The 20,842-nt window shown below is 41.2% G+C and carries 17 protein-coding genes and 1 pseudogene; 3 read left to right on the forward strand and 15 right to left on the reverse strand.

Annotated features, from left to right (window positions below; all coding sequences use genetic code 11):
• Nucleotides 1-19: 19 nt before the first annotated feature.
• From G4D54_20685 to G4D54_20720, 8 genes and pseudogenes are all read right to left on the reverse strand, one after another.
• Nucleotides 20-1,429 (reverse strand): annotated as a pseudogene (locus tag G4D54_20685) (hypothetical protein).
• Between the two features lies 1 nt (nucleotide 1,430).
• Nucleotides 1,431-3,149, reverse strand: a complete 1,719-nt coding sequence (locus G4D54_20690) for a phage tail sheath family protein (protein QJA04678.1) — start codon at nucleotides 3,147-3,149, stop codon at nucleotides 1,431-1,433.
• A 98-nt stretch (nucleotides 3,150-3,247) separates the two neighbouring features.
• The gene (locus G4D54_20695) at nucleotides 3,248-4,123 is read right to left on the reverse strand and encodes a DUF4157 domain-containing protein (GenBank protein QJA04679.1); all 876 of its coding nucleotides are present in this window, start codon (nucleotides 4,121-4,123) and stop codon (nucleotides 3,248-3,250) included.
• Nucleotides 4,124-4,125: 2 nt separating this feature from the next.
• Entirely contained in the window at nucleotides 4,126-4,509 is a 384-nt protein-coding gene (locus G4D54_20700; protein ID QJA04680.1) for a DUF4280 domain-containing protein, read from the reverse strand.
• 1 nt (nucleotide 4,510) lies between these two features.
• On the reverse strand, nucleotides 4,511-5,059 hold the full coding sequence (locus G4D54_20705; protein QJA04681.1) for a DUF4255 domain-containing protein: 549 nt from the start codon (nucleotides 5,057-5,059) through the stop codon (nucleotides 4,511-4,513).
• Nucleotides 5,056-6,384 (reverse strand): MORN motif containing protein, encoded by a 1,329-nt coding sequence (locus G4D54_20710; GenBank protein QJA04682.1) that lies wholly within the window; start codon nucleotides 6,382-6,384, stop codon nucleotides 5,056-5,058. Before G4D54_20710 ends, G4D54_20705 begins: the two co-directional genes overlap by 4 nt.
• Nucleotides 6,381-7,166 carry a hypothetical protein gene (locus G4D54_20715; protein QJA04683.1) on the reverse strand — a complete coding sequence of 262 codons (786 nt, stop codon included), beginning with the start codon at nucleotides 7,164-7,166 and terminating at the stop codon, nucleotides 6,381-6,383. The genes G4D54_20710 and G4D54_20715 overlap by 4 nt, the downstream gene beginning before the upstream one ends.
• The gene (locus G4D54_20720) at nucleotides 7,159-8,769 is read right to left on the reverse strand and encodes a hypothetical protein (protein QJA04684.1); all 1,611 of its coding nucleotides are present in this window, start codon (nucleotides 8,767-8,769) and stop codon (nucleotides 7,159-7,161) included. The genes G4D54_20715 and G4D54_20720 overlap by 8 nt, the downstream gene beginning before the upstream one ends.
• Before the next feature lie 222 nt (nucleotides 8,770-8,991).
• On the opposite strand from G4D54_20720, the gene G4D54_20725 reads away from it, so the two are divergent.
• Nucleotides 8,992-11,154 (forward strand): DUF4135 domain-containing protein, encoded by a 2,163-nt coding sequence (locus G4D54_20725; GenBank protein QJA04685.1) that lies wholly within the window; start codon nucleotides 8,992-8,994, stop codon nucleotides 11,152-11,154.
• A 6-nt stretch (nucleotides 11,155-11,160) separates the two neighbouring features.
• Here G4D54_20725 and G4D54_20730 read toward each other — a convergent pair whose 3' ends face one another.
• The 3 genes from G4D54_20730 to G4D54_20740 form a co-directional block, all read right to left on the reverse strand.
• A complete protein-coding gene (locus G4D54_20730; protein QJA04686.1) occupies nucleotides 11,161-11,868 on the reverse strand; it encodes a LytTR family transcriptional regulator in 708 nt (235 codons plus the stop codon).
• 132 nt (nucleotides 11,869-12,000) lie between these two features.
• A complete protein-coding gene (locus tag G4D54_20735; GenBank protein QJA04687.1) occupies nucleotides 12,001-13,338 on the reverse strand; it encodes a GHKL domain-containing protein in 1,338 nt (445 codons plus the stop codon).
• The gene (locus G4D54_20740; protein ID QJA04688.1) at nucleotides 13,329-14,078 is read right to left on the reverse strand and encodes a response regulator transcription factor; all 750 of its coding nucleotides are present in this window, start codon (nucleotides 14,076-14,078) and stop codon (nucleotides 13,329-13,331) included. The genes G4D54_20735 and G4D54_20740 overlap by 10 nt, the downstream gene beginning before the upstream one ends.
• A gap of 267 nt (nucleotides 14,079-14,345) precedes the next feature.
• Between G4D54_20740 and G4D54_20745 the strand changes: the two genes are divergently transcribed.
• On the forward strand, nucleotides 14,346-15,329 hold the full coding sequence (locus G4D54_20745) for a hypothetical protein (GenBank protein QJA04689.1): 984 nt from the start codon (nucleotides 14,346-14,348) through the stop codon (nucleotides 15,327-15,329).
• A 407-nt stretch (nucleotides 15,330-15,736) separates the two neighbouring features.
• Complete coding sequence (locus G4D54_20750; GenBank protein QJA04690.1) at nucleotides 15,737-16,174, forward strand: LytTR family transcriptional regulator; 438 nt, start codon at nucleotides 15,737-15,739, stop codon at nucleotides 16,172-16,174.
• Nucleotides 16,175-16,395: 221 nt separating this feature from the next.
• Here G4D54_20750 and G4D54_20755 read toward each other — a convergent pair whose 3' ends face one another.
• The 4 genes from G4D54_20755 to G4D54_20770 are packed head-to-tail and all read right to left on the reverse strand — an operon-like array spanning nucleotide 16,396 to nucleotide 20,485.
• Nucleotides 16,396-16,851: a hypothetical protein gene (locus G4D54_20755; protein QJA04691.1), complete on the reverse strand. Its 456-nt coding sequence runs from the start codon at nucleotides 16,849-16,851 to the stop codon at nucleotides 16,396-16,398.
• A complete protein-coding gene (locus G4D54_20760; GenBank protein ID QJA04692.1) occupies nucleotides 16,848-17,975 on the reverse strand; it encodes a hypothetical protein in 1,128 nt (375 codons plus the stop codon). Before G4D54_20760 ends, G4D54_20755 begins: the two co-directional genes overlap by 4 nt.
• A complete protein-coding gene (locus tag G4D54_20765; GenBank protein ID QJA04693.1) occupies nucleotides 17,972-18,829 on the reverse strand; it encodes a hypothetical protein in 858 nt (285 codons plus the stop codon). The genes G4D54_20760 and G4D54_20765 overlap by 4 nt, the downstream gene beginning before the upstream one ends.
• A 3-nt stretch (nucleotides 18,830-18,832) precedes the next feature.
• A complete protein-coding gene (locus tag G4D54_20770) occupies nucleotides 18,833-20,485 on the reverse strand; it encodes a hypothetical protein (GenBank protein ID QJA04694.1) in 1,653 nt (550 codons plus the stop codon).
• Between the last annotated feature and the right edge of the window lie 357 nt (nucleotides 20,486-20,842).

A 20,842-nucleotide genomic window follows, 5' to 3' on the forward strand; every position in this document is an offset into this window, starting at 1 on the left:
AGTGCTTCCTCCTTAATTGTTATTTTGCTTTTGTTTTATATTTTAAAGGCACTCCCTGATAATCCAGAGTATGTGCGTACAGCATGATTTTATCTGTTGTATAATGAATTTCATCCACCTGAAGTCTTGTACCAGGCGGAAGCATAACCTCATATTCCTCAGCATATTTCTGTTCGTTCTTAGGTAGATATGCCCCATGCTTTCCTAATAGTTTGATAGACCATTGCAGTGATTTTTTTGAGTATTTACTATTCTTGTCATAAAAGGTTGACACTATTTTATTCATAACCACAATTTCATTTGTTTTGTAAATTCCCGGGTTTTCATTCGTTATTTTGTATAGCATTTTGTAGTTTGATTTATAAGCAATCAAATCTTCCCCCCTACCTACCCAGTTCCCCTGATATGGTGTCAACAAATTCATTTTCCAGTTAAGTGCCAACAGATTTGCTGATTTTAAATGATTTTCATCAGTATCAACTTCATCTCCCTGCGTTCCCAGCATTAGCATTAGCGCCGTATTGATTTCCCTATATGTATTCGTCATATACAGTTCCGGAGCACCTTTAATTTCCCCGCTTAATTCAAATACAGTTTTGATTTCATAAGTGGTTATACCTGTAAAAATAGGATCAGCAGAAAGGATAGGAAGAACTTTATCTTGTATTTGTTTTGAAGAGAAAGCAGTGTTCCACTGTAATCCGATAGCTATCAAAGTAGCAGCTCTTTCCATACGGGGTGTATCATCTAATTCGTGATGATAGCCCTTCTCAAATTTTTTATCAATATAGAATAGCAGCGTTCCTTTTGTATTTGAATCCCAGCGTTCAACAATTTCGGCTCTGAGCAGACTGGAATCCGGCTTACGCTGATACCACGTAATCCAGGTTGCTGCATTACTTTTTCCGCTTAAAGGGGCATAAGGACTGGATACATCATCTGTTATATAATAAAGCTTATCTGGCTGTTGTTTATTTTGATACCATGTCAGTTTTAAATCCTCCAATCGATAGCTGCAATCCCCATTTTATTCAAGAATCCATGCTGGCTGTAATACTGCAGATGCAGGTACGGACGGACTTGTATGGGCGATTGCATGCTGCTTTACAGGGATCCGCTTCAGACAGTCACCAATCGTATCTGCTTCTTTCTCCAGGAATGCATGATCTTGTATTGCATTCCCCTTTATATGCTTATTTGCTGTAATTGGTGACATCATCTGTTGTACTGCGTGACCAAGCTCATGTGTGAAGCATGATTCAGCAGTTGATGCCATGTGAATTTCAGGGAACCGCGTAAACGCCTGTGCATGAATATTCCCGGGCAAACTGGAAGCACGATGAACTGAAAGGATGGAATCTGCGCCATGGTAAGCATTTGAGGCTTCCTGCATGGCCTCCTCTCGATTAAGAAAGCCCCGTTGTTTCATTTTATGACAGTTCCTGCATCTTCTGTGTAATACGGAAGATAACGAACTCTGCCGGACGTACCGGTGCAATACCAATCACACAGATTAGCCGACCATTCAGAATATCATCCTGTGTCATGGTTGACGGACCGATGTTGATAAAGAATGCCTCATCCTCACTGGAACCGACCAGCGCTCCGCTTCTCCAAAGCGTATTCAGGAACATATGAATCGTTCCCTCCACACGCATCCACAGATTAGCATCATTCGGCTCAAACACCGCCCAGCTTGTATTGGTGCGAATACTTTCCTCCACATATATAAAGAGACGGCGTACGTTGATATATTTCCATGATGCATCGCTGGACATGGTTCTGGCACCCCATACACGAATTCCCTGACCAGGTAATGAACGAATCAAGTTGATGCCCTTCGGATTCACCTTTCCCTGTTCTGCTTCATTGTAATTTACACTCAGACCGGTACAGCCGCGTACAACCTCATTTGCCGGTGCCTTAAACACCCCGCGTGTATTATCTGTGCGGGCATAGATTCCTGCCATGGCTGCACTTGGCGGGAAGAAACCGCTTGTTCTGAGAAGTGGATCATATATCTGAAGCCATGGATGATAAATCGCCCCGTAATTAGAATCGAAATAAGATCGATGCGTCTGCATATCATCCACACTGCGTGTATCGTACGGCATATCCAGTATCGCAAAACGGTTTGCAAGAGCTTCACAGTGTGCCACAAGTGCACTTTGTACCGCTGGAATCGTTACACCCGGTATCGCCATAATACTGACATCATCCACTTCCTTGAAGGCCTCCAGCCCGCTGCGTTTTCCAGGTCCCTTATCTTCTCCCAGAAACAGCTCGGCACCTTCTTCCACAACGGTTTTTCCATCCTTCAAAAAGCCGGTATACAGCGCATCATTCAACTGGAACTGCGACAGCCATGCTTCCAGCTTTTCCACCGTTTCTTCCTCGATTGTGAAAGTCCCCTGTAACAGGATACCCTTTGTCATAACGCGGTTGACGAAATCTGCTGCAGCCGTATTCCATGTCACATTATATGTTTCCACCATACCATCACATTCCGCCTGCAGAATAAAGCCGATTCTGTGCAGGAATATCGATGGCAGCAGATTGTTATCCACATAAGGAAGCGTAAAGCTGCGCTCCAGTTCCAGCTCGCCCTCACGCACACTGACGATGCGGTTATATTCTTTTCCATCCCCCGATACCAGCTCCACAAGATCACCGGCCTCATATCCGCTGATGCTTTTCACACGAACGATGCGCTTTTGCTCATCCCTCGCTTCTTCAAGAATATTGGTCTTAATCAGTCTTTGCTTCTGCATGGTAACACGTACTTCATTTCCCCACGCACCAACGCTGCCGGCTTTTAAATGCAGTGCAACGCCGTCCTGTTCCAATTCCATGGACGCAGTTGTATCTGAAGCACTTGCGACACGCATAACATAACAGCAGCTTCCTCCGTTTGTAAAGAACTGGTCAATTCCATATGCCAGATGCCGATATTTCACAGCAGCATCCAGATACCCTCCAAACACGCTGCGAAACTGCGAAATCCCTGTAATCAACACCGGTTTTCCTGTGACAGGTCCCCGCCTTGCCAGACCGATAAAGCCTGCCGTGGATGTACTGACACCCTCCATCGCTTTCGGACCGCTGTCAAATTCCTCTACGTATACGCCCGGTGATAAATATTCTGCCATTGTGACTCCTCCTTTTAACCTTAAACTATACGCTTACGTATATGTTCAATTCCTATGTTCTGCTTTGAAACTCCTTCGTTCTGTTTCGTAAAGCTTTTTTATCTGTAATCACAGCCGTTATGCTGCGACCAGTAAAAACAAGCACCGATATGATTTGTTGTACTGTGATAGTTTTTTTCTACCAGGATCATCTGACACTGATTTGCAGCCATGTTATATAGACCATGGTGCCACTCATAGGTGACTCCAGGTACAGCTGCGTTTGCCATTGCTTTTGTATATCCTGCTGCTGCACCAGCAGTATCTGCACTGGTATTATCGGTTGCACGATACCCGCTCATATTGATGATAACCCCTGCCGTATTGCCCTGATAGCAGTTTACAGGTGCTAGTAGCAGGGGTGTGTAACTTGGGATAAACATATTGGCAAAGAATGCACGCATAGAGGGAAAGGACCCATAATCAAACGTAGAGTACACTCTGCTCTTGAAATAATCACACATTCTCTTTGTTGCCGGTGGTAACCCATTTCGATATGTATATCCGATCAATGCCTGATGAATCTCATCCAGCATTGTATAATCATTATATGTCTTCCCGTGGATTACTACAAACCGCTGGACCACATCCTTTTGTACAGTATCGGAAGTATTGTGGATAATGAATTGATTTGCTTCCTGCTCCAATCTGCTATCTGAAACTACACTGCCTCGCTGTTGACAAACAGGAAATGTATTCTGCTTTTGTTGAACGATATGTACAACCTCATGCTTGATTTTATTCTCGTGAAAAGGCGCCAGATGAATGGTATTCTTCTGTGCAATTCCAACAGCCTGATAGTCTGCAGGCTTGGTACTGTTATAGTGTACCTTCACGTTTGAGAGATCACAGCCTGATTTTCTTTCAGCTTGAGATTTCAAATATGCTGGAATAGCTGTTATTTTTTCAGGCATTTCCTTCTTTAAATATATCATACTTACTTTACCATTACCTTTTGTGCCGGACTGGATATAAACTGAAGCATGCCGCCATATGCACACATAGCTCTTGCATCGGTTGTAAGCACGGGACTTCCCTTAACCAGTACCGTGGGACTGCTGATCATCCAAGGTCCCGCAATCATCGGCAGGCAGGGCATCGGCGTCAGTACACCCAGTGCAGCCGCCGTCGCACTCGCCACCGTGGGATTTGCCATACTCTGGCACATGCCAAACGTGGCAATACTTGCGGGACTGATATCCAGCATGGTCCCTGCGGGCATCCCGCTTAGAACCGTGGCATTCGCCATCGCCTGAAACGGACAAGGCGCGATACCAAAGGAGCATTTCATCACTGCACCACTTGTCACCATCGCACCCATATCAATCTCCTCCTTTGTTTCTGCTTTCTGTCACAACATCGACATGCCGTACGATATTGACCTTTTCAGATTGCAGAGAAGCAATCTCCACCGGAGCCACCCGCAGATATAAAGCCGGCTGCAGAGGCTGATGAAGACTCTCCCATACATGGATTTTAGAATCAAGCTCCATATTGACAAACTGTATCGGTATCTGCGCGGCATTCACATCCAGCATGCATAAGTCATGAAAGGTCTGTATCATTTTCTCATACAGAATCTCTTCCTGTTCCTTGTTGTAGCCGCCAAAGCGTGCATCTTCATTGACAAAGATCAGATAGCTCAGCTCCATCAGTTTCGGAGGAAATACACGGGAATCTCCATCCACACTGGCATAGCGCTGTGCGGTGATGGAGTATTCGCTGATATCATAAAGATAGATACCAATCTGTACATCCTGATGCTCGTGCCTTGGAATACAGAGCTGCACGCCGTCGCGGTCAAGCAGATAGTCCGGATACAGCTGTTCCACTAAATGCCGGCAGATTGTTCTGGATACTTCATGGATCATTTTACGAATTTCTCACTTTCTTCTTTCGCTGCCGCATCCTCTTCCAGCATGATTGTATAAAGCAGCTTATCCTCATAAATTGGATAGCCATAGCCGATGGATAGTTCTGTGACAGGATACAACACACGCTTCGTCAAATCTAATTGCAGATGATACTGCAATTCCTGTATGTTATTCTTATGGTCTACAAGACTGGTGCATTTGCGATACTCCCTGAATGCCTTGTTTTCCGTTAGCCGTAGGGCAATCACATCATAGGCATCCATCAGACCAGTCACCGTATGCGGCCTGTATTTTTTCTGCCAGGACGCCTCAATCTTATCCGGATCTGTCCCGGTGTTGGGGTCATCAATATTGTTATCCACCATCATGACAGAGGATATCACGATGTCCTTTGCCTCCTGCTTATCCTTCAGCTTCCACTCCTTTTCACTCTTTTCCAGCTTTAACGGATATTTTGTGAAAAAGGCCAGTGAGAGCAGGTCTGTCTTATAGACGATTGCTGTCGTGTTTTCATATACATAAATCTGATACGGCAGCAGGAAGCTGTTTTGTATATCTTCGAGGGTGGAGGGGAGAAAGGATGTAAAATTAATATGCCCTTCATGCATAGCACCTGTATAATAGGCTTTTCCGAAGGTATCAAACAGCGTACCGGTTCCCTGCGGTCTGCCAAACGCAAATTCCCCCTGATAGACCTTACGGGTATAGGCACCTTCCTCATATAAAATTCCCTGCCCATGTCGCATATTATCAAGAAACTCTCCTTCATAATCAATATTGCCGTTTTTATCATAATAGATGCCCCTGCCTTCAAATTCCCCATCGACAAAGCTTCCTTCATATAGCAGCTTGTAGGTATCATCAGTTTTACGATAGGCTCTGCCATCTCCATCTGCACGGTTGTTATGTACCTCACCGATATATTTCCGCATTTCGCCTTTGTCAAAATACAGGGTTCCGCTTTTATCCTCCATGACATTATCGATAAATTCTCCGGTGTAGATTTTATGTCCGTGCTCATCATATAAGGTACCCTTGCCATTACAGGCACCTTTTGAAAACATGCCCTCATAGGTGAGCCTGCCTTCTTTGTTCAGTATTTTGACATTTCCCTGATAGCTTGCCAGATTCAAATCATGATAGGAAAAGGTGGTTGCCTCCATATTCTGATTGGTAATCCGATTCCAGAGCTGCTGCAAATCCTTGTGAAAGAGAAAAATCAGAGTACTGAGGATGAGAAGCAACAGCAGCATGAATATCTTTCGATCAACATACAGATGGAATATGCGAATATAGTCTTCATTTCTCCGCTTTCGTTTCATGGATCCATACGCTCTTCTCCGATGCGCTGCAAACCGTCATAGGTCCGCTCGCTCCATTCCATATATTTATATATCCCAATGCCACAGAGTGCCAGAATTCCAATTCCTGCCATGATGATACAGCAGACACGGATTAGGAAGCTCCAATTTCGCTTCTTCAGGATAAATGCATCCTCCAGATGCACTAGATCGTTCATCAGCTGTGCATAGTCGTGATAGTCTCTTTGTGCCACCTTCTTTACAAAATCCTGATATTGTTTTGGATTCTGATATCGGTGCAACCGACGGGTTTCTTTTGCCTGCGACAGGATATCTGCCAAAAGCCGTGAGGTTCTGTATACACAGGTTGTGTGAAGTGGATGCTGCAGATGCGAGAAGTTTGGATTCAGGAATAAAACAACATCCTTTTCCGGTGTAATACCGATACTGTAGATATCCAGCGTAAGGTCACATAGACGCTCCGGCAGCTTTCTGCGCATGATTTCAAATACGAGGCTGCGGCATATGATAATACGCTCCTGTATGGTATGGAACTCCTTCAGCCAATCGGCTAAGGAGCATGCCTCTTGATACGGCTCAATCAGACAGAAGCTGCCCTTATAAAAGCCGTAAAGCAATTCGTATTCCATGCATAGATAAATCAGGGGTCTTTGAAGCTGTTCCTGCGCAATACAGAACACCCGGTATTTTTTATTTTCCTGTTCATACAGGTGTGCGGTACAGGACGGATTCTTATACAGGATGCCGGCATGCTTCCATGTTTCCAGATGAATTTCACTCATGTGCTTCCATCACCTTTACGTAGGCGGCAACCTGCTGATCATGGTAATGAGCACGAATCTGATACATACCGCTTTTCTGTCCGGCAGTAAAGGTTCCATCCTCCTGCAGTTCTCCTGCACTGGCATCATCAAGGGAAAATCGCAATTCTCTTATATCCTCCTCCCTGTCAAACACCGCTGTGAAGTGACAGACATCCTGCGGTCTGCATGCTATCGTGGAAGGCTCCAGACGAAGCAGACGGGTTTCCGTTACATTCTGAGTCTGCATATCCCATGCTCTGGCATACCAGTGTGCAATCAGCTTTTGTTCATAATAGGATTCGGAAACAGATACAGCCGCCTGAAAGCTGCCGGTCCATGGATAACAACGCACTGCCCAGCGCAGCGTTTCTTCCGGTTGAAACAGAGAGCAGTCACCGCTGATCAGCTGCTTCTGATATCCCGGTGCATCCTGCGGACTCTGAATTTCGATTGAAATCTGCATCTGAATTTCTCCGGGACCAAGACCATGACTGATTTCATCACTGTAGAAAACCGGATGCAGTCTGTCACACTGAAAATGCAGAATGCCACAGGCCTCCTTCACGTTTTGGTGATCAGCGGGTATATGAGATTCCTGTTTATCTGTCCAGCGAAGCCTTCGTTTCAGTTCCTCCACAACCATATCCAGCTGTGGTCTCTGGCATTCAATCCTTCCTGTTTCGTTCACCTTTTGAATATGAAGACGATCGTGTTCGCACTTAAATTCCACATATCCGAGAATAAGCTCATTCTGAAATACAAAGGGTTTTTCCATCAGCCGTTTTACCAGAGAAGCTTTCATATCCTCCACCATTTCAATTTCAAAGGTTTGTTCAGGTATGGTAACACTATGCTGCTCCAGCTGCAGCTGATCGATATGGAATACCGCATAATGTGCACCGGCTGTGTGATTTCGCTTTAACAAAACCGGTATGCTGTGCTCTTTCTTTTTATCTTTTGTATGCAGTTCCACTGTCTGTATATGATATAGCGTTGATCGTAAAGTCAGTGCCAGATGTAAGGGCGCTTCCTGCTTCTGTTCCAGCTGCAGAAGCAGCTCTACATCACCGTTTTGCGGCAGCATGCAGGGAATGTGCAGATACAGCTTATACTTCGTATCTTCGTAAATCACCTGCTGCTTGAATATCTGTTCATCCAAATAATCCGGAGGCTGCTGTTCCTGTATGTGCAGTTCCCATCGATCCTCCCATTTTCCATATTCCTCATGCTGATCCGTGCTTGGAAGCTCACAAAATTCTTTTCCAACTGCTTCATCCCTGTGATGAAGTGTTATCCAGCCAGCATCTGTATTGATCTGTGAAAAGCCCTCCAGTTCTTCCAAGGTGATCGTGATATCTTCTTCCAGTTGGATAAAATTGCCGGTGCTGTCCAATGCACTGCCTGAACTGATATGTAAACGCTCGTCAGATTGCCTGCTTAGATGAAGACCATATAGAATCCCGTCTCCCAGCGCTGCATGTGTACGTGCTTTCATCTGGTCGAGCATATACGCCTGTTCGCATATGAAGTCGTCGCTGCGCAGCATCTTTCCATGATAATAACGATTTTTCTGTTTCTGCATGCTGTATCACCCCCCTGTTGCAATAACATATATCCTTGGTTTTATTTTATCAGAAATGCCGATTAAATTCCTACATCTGGGACGAATGGTAATATGCTGGGACGAACAGTAGCTACGCAAACTGCATAAACACTGAACCATTTATCCCAGTTTGTATGCCGTTCATCCCACACATATAAAAATCGGATATTTCTTGTGTATAATAAAGACAAGGAGCTGATTATGATGGTATATAAATCTTTCAAGAAAAGCAGTCGGAATAAAGATATGAGTGCTGTCTTGCAAACAGAATTCGAACAAAAAAGCAGCATTGATCTCAGTGATGTACAGATTCATTATAACTCTTCCTTGCCTAAGCAATACATGGCTGACGCCATTGCACATAATAATCAGATAGATATCGCTTCCGGAAAAGAACACCTGCTGCGACATGAGCTTACTCACATTATCCAACAAAAGCAAGGGCTCGTAGATGTCACGGAAAAGCGAGGAAATCATTATATCAATAGCAGTAGTGTTTTGGAAAAGGGGGCAGACAATGCCGTTATAAAGCGTAAGCCACCGATGCATAAGCAGCAAAATATTATACAGATGGCCCCCATTACCGATCAGGAAATTATAGACCAGATACTAAAGGCTGGCGTTATATACATCAATCCCCTGTATCCTGAACTCAAAGCCTTCTTTAAGGATGCAGACTCTGATGATATAACTACAGAAACACTTCATGCCATTATTGAATTTGTTTATCGAACCGATACTGCTTCTGTTTCATACCTGCACAATCTCTTTCAGACATTCCCATTTAAAGCTAACATACCAATATATATGGATTTTATACAGTTTATAAATCGTTACCCTGAATTAGGTCCATCACTTTTAAATTTTACTAATATACTCGGTATTTCTGCTTCTGATTATCTCATAAGTGCATTTTCAAAAATCCCTGCCCTTGTTATAGATACCTTTGATTTACTGGTTATGCAACAAGATAATATTGCTGCATTTTCTACTCTTTTTCAAGAGCAGATACCTATGTGCGCGTCAGATATTATGGTCTCTGAAAATATTACGATGGCAAACCTCGGAGATTCCATCTATAATATATTAGGTGAAAAGTCTTTTACTTTATTTAATGATTGTATATCAAAGCTTGTACACTGCTGTATACCAGCCAGTATTAGTGATGTTTTGCTTGGATGTAATCTGAATGTTACAGAATATATTCTAACTGTCATAGATGGACAGGTTTATACTGCTGACGCTGCAGCTACAGAAATAGATATGAAAATGTTTTTACGCAGGCTTCAATTAACCACTGATTATGTTCAGAGTATTTACAACAAATTCCATGGAAAGTATTTGATAAAGCCTACTGGCAGCGATCCACATTTGCAGGGACGCCAGGTCGTATTTCTTATCAATGCTTCGGGCGGTATTTTTGTCTATAAAAATCGTCCACTAGAGGTAGATAATGAGCTCGCTGGCAAAAATGGCTTTTTAGAGGAAGCAGGAGAGCTTTTAATAACAGATCCTGAGATGCAATTTCAAGGAATGTGCATTGATCCTGTATCACACATGGAGGAAGTCATTTCTCCTTTAGGCGCTCCAAAAACAGAACCACTTGATTTAGATACCGCTAAAAGAAACTATTTTCAGCTTGGTGCTTTGCAGGCGATTGCAAGCGTTACCGGAATAGTTGATCTCCACGCAGACAACATTATATTTTCTGCAGTTGGACTTCACATTATTGATGCAGAATGTTCATTTCTATCTTTTACTGATACGTTAATAGAGCATGACAGAACAAGCCCTTTCATAATGCTTTACTCCCCGTCCATGTTAAGCTACACAAATTCAGTCTTTTCAATCAAAATGCCTGACGACCAGGTTGTACTTTCTACAACCAAATCTCCACTGCTTATGGAGATGTTCTATAAAGGAAAGAACTACACATTAATAAAAATCAAAGCAGAGAAGGCTACCTTTCTTCAAATACTATCTAAACACCTTGTCAATATACTTAGCTCCCGGATTGTTCCTATCGGGACAGGTGACTTTGGTGAATTGATGTATCGTTATGCCTTTTCAAACAATAAAGAAGATCTTCTGATGAATACCATCGAAAGGATAACAACTGATCTAATGAATGACAGCTACGCATATATGGCAGGACATCCAAAGCCTGTCTTTCAGTTTGATGTAATGCACAATGTGCTATACGATGCCTTCGAAAACCACACCATTCCGGCTTTGGAATTTCAATGGTCCACATCTAAAATATATATGGATTCTCAGGAAATATGTGCGCTTCATTATCGTAGAAACGGTACAATCGTATCCTTTATTCTAGAAAAGGTGGCACAGATGATTGACTCTCTTTAATCAATATTAAACACCTGCGATATGCAGCCTGCATTTTTGATAGACTTCCTTTTTTCTACCACGACTGATATAAAGAACTCTTTGATTCCGCATCGTGATCTGATTCCCATGAATTTGTTCGATGTAAGCTGGATTAACAATTACGCCGCGATTGATCAGAAGACAGCCATGGCAGGATAGTGTATCCTGTGCATATTTTATCGTCGCGCGATCCTTCCAACAGTTTTCCCGCCCATTAATATAAAGATAGTTCTTATTGCATTCGATAAAGTAAATATCCTGTATATGTAGTTTTCGCTGTGTATCCGGGTGTTGGAAATAATAGCATTCTTCCTTTTCATACAGATACTGCAGTTTTTCTTTCAGAGCAACACAATCCTGTGCAATGTGGGAGCAGCGAAGGACAAAGAACCAGGGAAAAAGCTGCATCGTGAAGAAATCCTCACTATCGTTACAGAGAAAGATCATTTTTGCCTTTTTAAAACAGGAGAACAGTGCCATAATCTTATGATTTATTTCCTGAAGAGTATCCGCATGCAGAACGATGTAATCAAAATTTTTTTCAGAAGGAAAAACCGGTTTTTTCTGCAAAAAATTCATTTGTACGCTGTGAAGTGAATATCCGCTGCCAGCAACACAGGCATCTGTGATTATCTGACGCTGTTTCGCTTCTACATCAATGAAAAGGAACGTAAGTATGCCTGTATGGTTCATGAAACATCACCCCTGTTAATATCCCCCAAGATCATATGCACACTTTCATGTGTTAATTATATGACAAATCTAAACATCATACATTACCACTCGGTAGAAAAAACTGCCAGTAAGGCAGTTTGCTTTTCGAAATCAGGGATACAGGATAAAGCTTGCGATAAATTTTGTGTCTGCTTTATAGAAAGCTGCATTTCCACCATACTTTTCGCATACCGTTCTCATGTTGATCATGCCATAGCTATGCTTCTGTGAATGCTTTTTAGGCACTATCATCCCTGAATCGGCTTTGTAATTACATTCATTTTCCACACGAATCAATAGATACTCATCCACATAACGAATATAGATTTGAATATCTGCCAGTTCTGTCAGCTCACTTTCCTGTATCGCATTTTCCAGTGCATTCCCCAGCAGAACAGTTAGGTCAATCGCTTCGATTGGCGGCGCCTTCACAACAACAGCATCTATCTCTATGGGTATACACGCACTTGCGCAGCGTTGCATATAGTAATTCAGAATACTATCAAGCAAAGGACAGGCTGTATATTTCTGTTGACTGACTTCATCAATTGATCGGGTATATTGTGTGAGGTAGCAATCCAGATCCTCCAGCCTGTTTTCCTGCAGCATTGAGCGGATTACATTCAGATGATGCTGCAGATCGTGGCGGATTTTTCTCGCATCCTCGATACTGCTGGTAATTTTTTCATATTGCGTCTGAAAGGATTCCAGCTGCTGATTTAGCTCCTGATTTGTTAGTGAGACCTTAAGCTCGGAAAAATACATATAATATACGATTGCATCCGTAGCCAGCACTGATGTGAGAAAAAGCAGCATATCCCTGTCATCGAGGAATCCGGCCGTACGATTCGTCATCGTAAAAATACAAAGACAATAAAGAAACATGACAGAGACAAGATACAGACAGCCTCTTTGCGCTGCAGCACGATCCATCGCAGGGAGTATACGAGCCATGGTATTCCTCATAAACAGTGCAACCAGAGGATAGCTTACGATGAGTAACAGCAGATTCACACCTACATTTTTATTATAAATTGTATACGTAGGGTCATAAAATATGGAAGAGCTTATGTTAACGAATGGTGTTACGAACGTAAAGATGACGGCACCGTAATGTATGACTGTCATATAAACCAGTAGTTTTTTTATAAATAGCTCCTGTGTGTGACGATAGATATATCCGGCTGTTATCAGCAAAACTACCAGAAAATACATATCAGCTGCGCCTCTCATATTCGCAAAGCCGCTTCCATCCCTGGTATATAGATAATTCATAAGGAGGGTGAACACCAGGGCTGCAAAAGTGAGACCAGCTGAGCAAAAGCATAGAATTTGCTTTTTCCCGCCATAAATCAGATGATTGAGAAACGGCAGGCAGGCAAGGAAAGCAAACGGCAGAGTCTGCAGTAAAAAGCCGGCAAAGTGCAAGAATAATAGATTTACTGACATAACAGTGTACCAGCTTCTGATCTTTGAAAAAGATAATCGTGATATTTCTGTAATACCTGACTTCTTCTCCGGCGGCTTATGATAATCGTTGTACCGTCTCTTAACAGACAATTTCCGTCACGGTAAATTTGCTTGATAAAGGACAGGTTTACAATTAAGCCACGACTTACGGTAATCAGCTCTTCTTCCTGTATTTCTTCTTCCAGTCGGACAAATGGCATATTAAGGAAGAACGGACTTTCCATTCTGGAAAGATATATTTCAACCCCTTTGTTTCTGCTTTCTATTTTTTGTATCCGATGAATTGGCAGCTCGCATATAGTTCGTTCTGTTTGCAGCTTCAATGTGTGCAAAGGCAGGCGCATGCGTTCAAAATAACGACGAAACATTTCCTGTATCTGAAAGTCTGTCAAGGGTTTCACAATATAATGAATTGCATTTAACTGAAATGCTTCCGGTGCATATTCTTTACTGGTTGTGAGAAACGCAACTTCAAGGGATTCCTGTAGCTGCCGGGCTTGTTGAATGATTTGCACACCATTCTCCTCTTTCAGATAGATATCCATAATGATGAGATCACATGGAATATTCAGGCGCAGGGAATGCAGAAGCTCTTCTCCAGATGTATAAAGGGTTAATCGACATTCAAAGGAGAACCTTTTTTCTGCTTTATGAATTGCTTCATGAAGCACGACGGCATCCAGATGATCATCTTCACAAATAACGACATTCAAAGCCATATTACTCCCCCTTTTGGACAATATTATATCATGAATAAATTATTACGGTATAGTGGAGTTTATGAAGCATAAAAATATGATCGTATGTATCAATATACGGATACTTTCTGGTGATCCGTCAGCAAATGTTTTAACCTTTTCTTTCTGCTTACGTTGTATTAATAACTCAGAATTGCATTATCCTGCAGTAAATTTGGACATTTTCACACATTCAGATTCCATTCATCTGAAAATCATTACAATAATAGTCATTAGGAGGTACATATTATGTACATAAAAGATACAATATTAAAAAGTTTGGCTATGGCCAACATGGATCCTATTATCACTATGAACCGGGATCCTCTGTCACATCCGTCGTACGAGGCATTTTTAGAAGTAATGAAAAAGGAAAGGAAAACAGCTGCGGAAGCAGAAGCATTGTGGAAGCTACTGATCGATGGCTTTCGTCACCAAAGAGAACTGAACAAGGATGCTCAAAAAGAAGCCGAAATTATCAAAGATGCTGTCCAGTTCAATGCCCTGTTGATGAAGTACAAAATTCCAGAGCCTCTGAAATCAATTTATCAGGAGAATTACATTTACTTTTCTGAAAAAATTGCCAAAGCTTCCAGTTCTGATAAACAGAAACGGGCGAATGAAAATTACATGAGTTTCCTACGTGGTGTCGTTCGCTCCACCAATCCTGAGTTTGAGCAATTCGCCAATCAGCTTCGAGCTTTATTGATAATACCGGGAGGTCGTGAGCTTGCTTTATGGTCAGGCGGTATTGATCTGAGCATTTTCTCTTATGAAAAAAGCCGCTGTCCTCTGGAACAGACAGTTCTCGGTAAGCTGTTAAACACGATGCCAATTACTACTTTATGGAATCTGGAAGCACCACTATGGAATATTATTTCCAGAACCTTTGTTTCTCAATACGGCCGGCTTCCGGTTCATGTATATTTCCGCGTGCTTGACAACGCCAGTGTATTATTACGCCAGGAGCTGCCACTCATGCAGAAGATCAATCCATCCGTCGCTATTCACTGGCACCCTGTGTTTAATTACCCAATCGGTATGGCAGAGGTTGGTGTTCATGGGGAAGCTATCACAGAGTCCGGGCGCGGCATTGATGATATGAAAGCGGCTGCAGAGTTACTGATTGCAAAATTAGGGGCAGCCAGCTATAAAGCAAACAGGCAGGCATTTGAACGTGCAAATAGTGATTACTTCGATCCGACACGTCCTCCTTTTGCAATTGATGATTAACTGAAAATAGAAAGACTGACAGCATCTGTCAGTTTTTTCTTTCATGATTATTTAGTTATTTTATAAAGCCGATATCCCTTACATGATAAAGAGCTTTCATCCATTGTATGGTTACACTATAATAAGAATTTTCATTGGATCAATCCTTTATGTAACTCACCTTTTATGTATTTCTTTATGGAGGATTATCAACTGAAATTACATAATTTAGTTCCGATCATATATATGAACTGAAATTAATAAAAACGATCTGCTTCAATTGGTTTGTTATTAGATTTAGTGGTTTACTATTTATGCAGCCCTCATGATATTGTAACTTATGGTGATCGATTGGTAACATCCTGCCTGTTTCTGAAATTTCGCGTTTAAAATCATTACGATAGATTACATATGGGAGGGGATTTCAAATGAATTTTATAATACAGATTGATAATACCATAACAGAAGACACAATTATACTGCGGGCGTGCAGTAGAAACAAGAATTATATTTATAATGTAATCCTTTATCTACAGAAAAACAGTTCACGAATTAAAGTATATGATGAACTGCATAATCTTTACCTTGTCACCTGTCACGAGATATATTATATAGAGAATATAGATCATAAAGTATATATCTATACAGAAAAAGATGTCTATCGCTGTTACCTTCGATTTTCAGAATTAAAAAAGCAACTGCATAATTGTGGCTTCTGTCAAATAAATCAGAGCACTCTGGTTAATTCAATTCATATAAAATCTGTTCGTATTGAAAAAGACTGCCACCGGAGCATAACTCTAGATAATGAGGAATGTCTAATCGTCAATCGCAGATATCGCTCTTTTTTAAAAGATCAGGTTTAACAGATTGCTGCCTTATTTATTTGAATAAAAAATGATAATAGTACCATACGGTTTTTTCTTACGTTAGAGTGTTTGTAAAAAGGAGAATTCAAATTCTATTGCTTTTCTACAATAGTGTTGAATTCTCCTTATCTGTATTTATGCACAATCGGTTAGCCTGATGATTGAATATGAGTGAGTAAGGCCCTAGCATAGGACACAAGCATCCTGTTGTTTATTATTCAGCTTTCTTCATCTATATAGATATGCTGAAGCTTATCCCGATAATCTGTTATCAGTCTGCGTAGGCTTTCCTTATCCGGATCATTTATCATATTATGAAAAGCATCCTGTATATCATGATGCAGCATTTCAATTAGCCACTGCTCATAAATATCAACAAATTCCTCTATCTGCGGGATTTCCGGAACCGGCTTTAGACTCATCCAAGATTTCAATGCCTGTTTATAAAAATCAGCATCATCATCTAAAGACTCTTGGAGATCTGTATACTGATTCTTCTGCAATGCATTCCATCCAAAGTCCCATGTCAGCATAATTTTATAGAGTTTGCTTTGCATACCAATATGCAGAATTTTTAGATTTTGATAATTCATTCTTTCAGTATCCGTTAAGTTCTTTTCTTTATCTTCAATAACCTTCAACAGCTGCTTTAGTCTTTTACTTTTTTCTGTCATTCTGTAATTCTCCATTCCTGTATCAAATGCTTCCAAATCATTCCGGTTGTCCAGTATACCTGCATAGCATAGCCGTCTTTCCCCATATAGCTTGTCATATCGTGCCGGATCAGTTTATGTTCAACACTATCATAGGGTATCTGACTTGATGTTATCAGTGTACCACTCCCCTGCTTTTCATCATTTTTCCCACCATGAATATATGGATTTAATCCGCTTGCTGCAGTACCCGGATGAAGCATATCTGTACCTTTCATTCCATATGGCGGAATGTTTACCTCCGGATTCAACTGACCGCCAGCATACTCATCACCAATTTGATAAAAGTGTGAAATTTCATGTACCATCGTTATTGCTGTTTCATCACCGTTTTCAAGTATAACAGTCGTATCTGCACCAAACGTAAAGCCGCTTAAAGCGTCCTTTTGATCATTCAAATCCATTTTTTCCGGTGATAGACCGATAACACCATCGCATTCAAATTCATTTTTTAAATGCTTTAACAGATTCCAGGTACGAAGTCTGCCAAACCATGTGTCCATATCGTACATATCCCCTCTAATATCCAAAGAATCATGCAGTATCAGCTGCAATCCGTTCCGGGATAAGGGTAACCTTTTTAATATCTCATTATGCCAGGTTTGCATTTGGGTATTCATGACGGAATGCTCCTTTTTTTTCTTAGATGTCAGAAGCGGTACAATCAGAAATTTCTTCACTGGTATAACGGTTGTATTAACACTCTCTTTTTTGCAGGCATCCCCTATCTGTACCTCAAACTGCATATCCCCCTGTTGAATATCTGTATATGGAATATAAAACAGGATTTCATCTTTGTTTGTTTCCTCCGGATGATAATCATGCTTTGTATCTGAATTGTCCAGAGTGGCTCTGGCAGCCTTTTGCAAGCTTTGATCGAAACAGGAGTCCTTAGATTTTGCGAGCAGGATGCTGTTACGCTTTGCCACATGTGTTGAAATCGCAGCAGGTGTGCCATCGTGTTCATTGATACCATATCCGAGTGCCTGATCAAAAACAAGCTCATAGTCACAGGATGTTTTCTGCGAAGCACTCTCACAGCCAAAGCAGCCTATGATCAGAATGAATAGAATGAATTTCTTCATAATTGCTGAAGCTGTATAAGTTCGGCTTGCATTGCGATGATTTCATCAGGTCCCAGACTTGCATTTTTTATTTTGTTATACAATGCATTCACTTCACTGAGAATCAGCTCCCAGTGTACCATTTCTTCTTTCATCTGGTGAAGCTGTCCCTGTACTTTTTTAATTTCATCTACCTTATCATCATATGACTTTTGTACATTATTTTTTTCTGTTTGACTACATTGATAATCATACTTTGCGGATTCCAAATCACGACTGATTGCTGCCAGTCTTTCTCCGGAAGCACAATATTCCCGATAGGCTGCAGCTGTGTCTGCTTCCTGATCATTCAGCAGCTTGTCAAAAGCCAGATAAGCTCCATATCCGGGTACCCAGAACCATCTTTTTAACAGCTCATTTTGTTTCTCTGCTTTTCTTCTGGCACTTTCGAGTTCTTCCTGTGCTATGCTGTATGCTTCTTGTTTGCTTATATAGGAAGCATTATATGCATCATATAAATTCTTTCTACCTTCATATATACTCTCCTGCTCATGATTTTTCTGTTTCAATCTTTCCATATGTACATACAGAACAGGTAGATTTGCGTTCAATTGGTCACATAGTACTTTTTTTTCATCAAATATCCGGCGAATCCTATTTCTGTTCTCATCGGCCTGAATTCTGATCTGCTCCAAAGAATCCAAAACGCTCTGTTCCTGTCGTTCCAGCCTGGCGATATCCTCATCACTAAGATCCATATGAATGGAATTTTTTTGCAGCATTTGTAAAATCTGTTCCATGATTTTTGTCAGCTGCAGATTAGCTGAATCCGTCTTTTTCATGTTTTTATCTGCGCTATTATCTTTATTTTCCATAAGCTAGCCTTTCAGTGTGCTGATTTTTTTATTGCTTTCTGCAACCTGCCGATTCAGGTTATTTGCAACATTACCAGCTGTTTTAGAAGCCATATCCCAGTGCTGTTCTCTGCTCATTTCAGCCTTATCTGCTTTTGTAATTGTCTCGTTTAAACGGAATCTTGTATTTTCAGCACCATTGATAAAGTCTGTGGAAATGCTTTTTACAGCTGCCCACTGTACCATATACGTCAGTAACGGGATCATAACACTGTCTGTGTAATAAAATTCAATGCGTTCTTCTTTGTCAATTTCCTGAAGATCTTGAATTGTATCCTTTAAATCAGATGTGGCAAGAGCCTTGCAGCATTTTTCCATAGATGTCCAGAATAAAGCGATGTCCATAACAGCAACAACAACATTTTTTAAACAGGATACAGCAACTATCAGGGAACGAACAGCTGCTTCCACACTGTTTTTTTCAATTACCATCGTCTTCAGTCGATTTGTATATTTGGCAAGATTGGCTAATTGCTTTGTCTGTTCCTCTTCCAAACGGATCAGCTCAGCGTTGATTTCCGTTAATCTCTTGCTGCGGTTTTCCTGTACGCTGCTCTCCTTCTGTGACTGCTCGGCAATTTGTGAAGAAACACCATGTAAAGCTGCACTAATGCTCTTAAGCGCACTTGATTTTTTGTTAACCTGCTTTTCTGCTTCCGTAATTTCAATATCCTTAGCACGGATGTCAGACCTGATGCTTTCCCTTTTTTCATCATTATCCGCTGTTTCAAGAGCTTTAACAAGTTCCTCTTTCTCTTTCTTCAGACTTTCGAGTCTATCCTTTGCGGCATTTGCTTCTTTTTGTGCAGTGTCAAGCTTTTCCTTATCCTCAGTTGAGCTTTCTGTAGAACCTGATTTCCCTGCCACATCAGCTGCTACAGAAGCAGCACTGCCAAGAAATGAGAATACAGCGCCCATGATGTCCATTGTACGCTGATGCTTTTCAGCATCCAGCTCTGCCTTGCTAAGCTTCTCATATTCGGTCTGCAGCCTGGTCAGACGTTTCTTAATTTCCTGTTGGGCAATATCCGCCGCTTCCTGCTCACTTTGAAAATCCGCCATCTCCTTCTGTATCTGATCCTGATGTGCATACTGGCGATTGTTTTCGTCAATAGTGTTTTTTAAGGTTTCTGAAGTATCCCCCGCCATTTTCTGATAGTCCTTTGCCAGCTGCTCCGCCTGTCTGCTCATTGTACCTGCAATTACAGAAAAGCGTTCCAATTTCTTGATTGCAACCTTTTCCGCACCCTTAGTCAGCCAGTCAAAGAAACCAATCAAATCATGAATAACAGCAGAGGACTGTCTTGCGAAATCGTCAATCACATTGATTCCCTTATCGTTTAGATCCATCAATGTTTTCTGCAGATCCCATATCTGCGTTTGTACATCAAAGCCATACACCGCATGATATGCAACATTTAGCAAATCTACAGAATTATCAAGATTCTTGAGTACGGTGTCCAAATCCATTTTGTGAAGTATATTCTTTTTCTCTGTCACCACTAGTGTAGAGGATGCATCCGGGGCTTCTTTCAGGCTGTATGTCTCTCTAATACCACCACAGTCCATAGAAATTGTATGATCCTTTTCAACCTTTAAAATTAAATCATTTGCCATTGTGTTTTACACTCCTTTTCTTTATAAGGAATCATAAGTATGCGCATAACTGATTCATCCTGTACATACTGTAATATATTTCTGCATCTTGGTGCTTCGGATCTACATGTCATGCGAATATAATAACAAATACTGCAATTTGCTTATTATAAAAGAACCGGTTCCAAGATAGCAATGTCATCAACTTAAGGTATCTTGACAAATGTGTGGTTTATTGTATAGAAAACGAAAAAAGGTGAAATGATTACCTAAAATGGGTATCTATTTCACCTTTAATTATGCTATAATTGTAGTGTGAAATGAAAGGATGATTACACATTATTTAATATATATCTAAATTGATTTGTAGTGTGTACG

Source organism: [Clostridium] innocuum, assembly GCA_012317185.1.
In the GTDB taxonomy this organism is placed as follows: Bacteria; Bacillota_I; Bacilli_A; order Erysipelotrichales; family Erysipelotrichaceae; genus Clostridium_AQ; species Clostridium_AQ innocuum.

Bases quoted from the DNA above. Each gene is read 5' to 3' on its own strand.
- G4D54_20690 (QJA04678.1), bottom strand. From the start codon at position 3,149: ATGGCAGAATATTTATCACCGGGCGTATACGTAGAGGAATTTGACAGC.
- G4D54_20695 (QJA04679.1), bottom strand. From the start codon at position 4,123: ATGATATATTTAAAGAAGGAAATGCCTGAAAAAATAACAGCTATTCCA.
- G4D54_20700 (QJA04680.1), bottom strand. From the start codon at position 4,509: ATGGGTGCGATGGTGACAAGTGGTGCAGTGATGAAATGCTCCTTTGGT.
- G4D54_20705 (QJA04681.1), bottom strand. From the start codon at position 5,059: ATGATCCATGAAGTATCCAGAACAATCTGCCGGCATTTAGTGGAACAG.
- G4D54_20710 (QJA04682.1), bottom strand. From the start codon at position 6,384: ATGAAACGAAAGCGGAGAAATGAAGACTATATTCGCATATTCCATCTG.
- G4D54_20715 (QJA04683.1), bottom strand. From the start codon at position 7,166: ATGAGTGAAATTCATCTGGAAACATGGAAGCATGCCGGCATCCTGTAT.
- G4D54_20720 (QJA04684.1), bottom strand. From the start codon at position 8,769: ATGCAGAAACAGAAAAATCGTTATTATCATGGAAAGATGCTGCGCAGC.
- G4D54_20725 (QJA04685.1), top strand. From the start codon at position 8,992: ATGATGGTATATAAATCTTTCAAGAAAAGCAGTCGGAATAAAGATATG.
- G4D54_20730 (QJA04686.1), bottom strand. From the start codon at position 11,868: ATGAACCATACAGGCATACTTACGTTCCTTTTCATTGATGTAGAAGCG.
- G4D54_20735 (QJA04687.1), bottom strand. From the start codon at position 13,338: ATGTCAGTAAATCTATTATTCTTGCACTTTGCCGGCTTTTTACTGCAG.
- G4D54_20740 (QJA04688.1), bottom strand. From the start codon at position 14,078: ATGGCTTTGAATGTCGTTATTTGTGAAGATGATCATCTGGATGCCGTC.
- G4D54_20745 (QJA04689.1), top strand. From the start codon at position 14,346: ATGTACATAAAAGATACAATATTAAAAAGTTTGGCTATGGCCAACATG.
- G4D54_20750 (QJA04690.1), top strand. From the start codon at position 15,737: ATGAATTTTATAATACAGATTGATAATACCATAACAGAAGACACAATT.
- G4D54_20755 (QJA04691.1), bottom strand. From the start codon at position 16,851: ATGACAGAAAAAAGTAAAAGACTAAAGCAGCTGTTGAAGGTTATTGAA.
- G4D54_20760 (QJA04692.1), bottom strand. From the start codon at position 17,975: ATGAAGAAATTCATTCTATTCATTCTGATCATAGGCTGCTTTGGCTGT.
- G4D54_20765 (QJA04693.1), bottom strand. From the start codon at position 18,829: ATGGAAAATAAAGATAATAGCGCAGATAAAAACATGAAAAAGACGGAT.
- G4D54_20770 (QJA04694.1), bottom strand. From the start codon at position 20,485: ATGGCAAATGATTTAATTTTAAAGGTTGAAAAGGATCATACAATTTCT.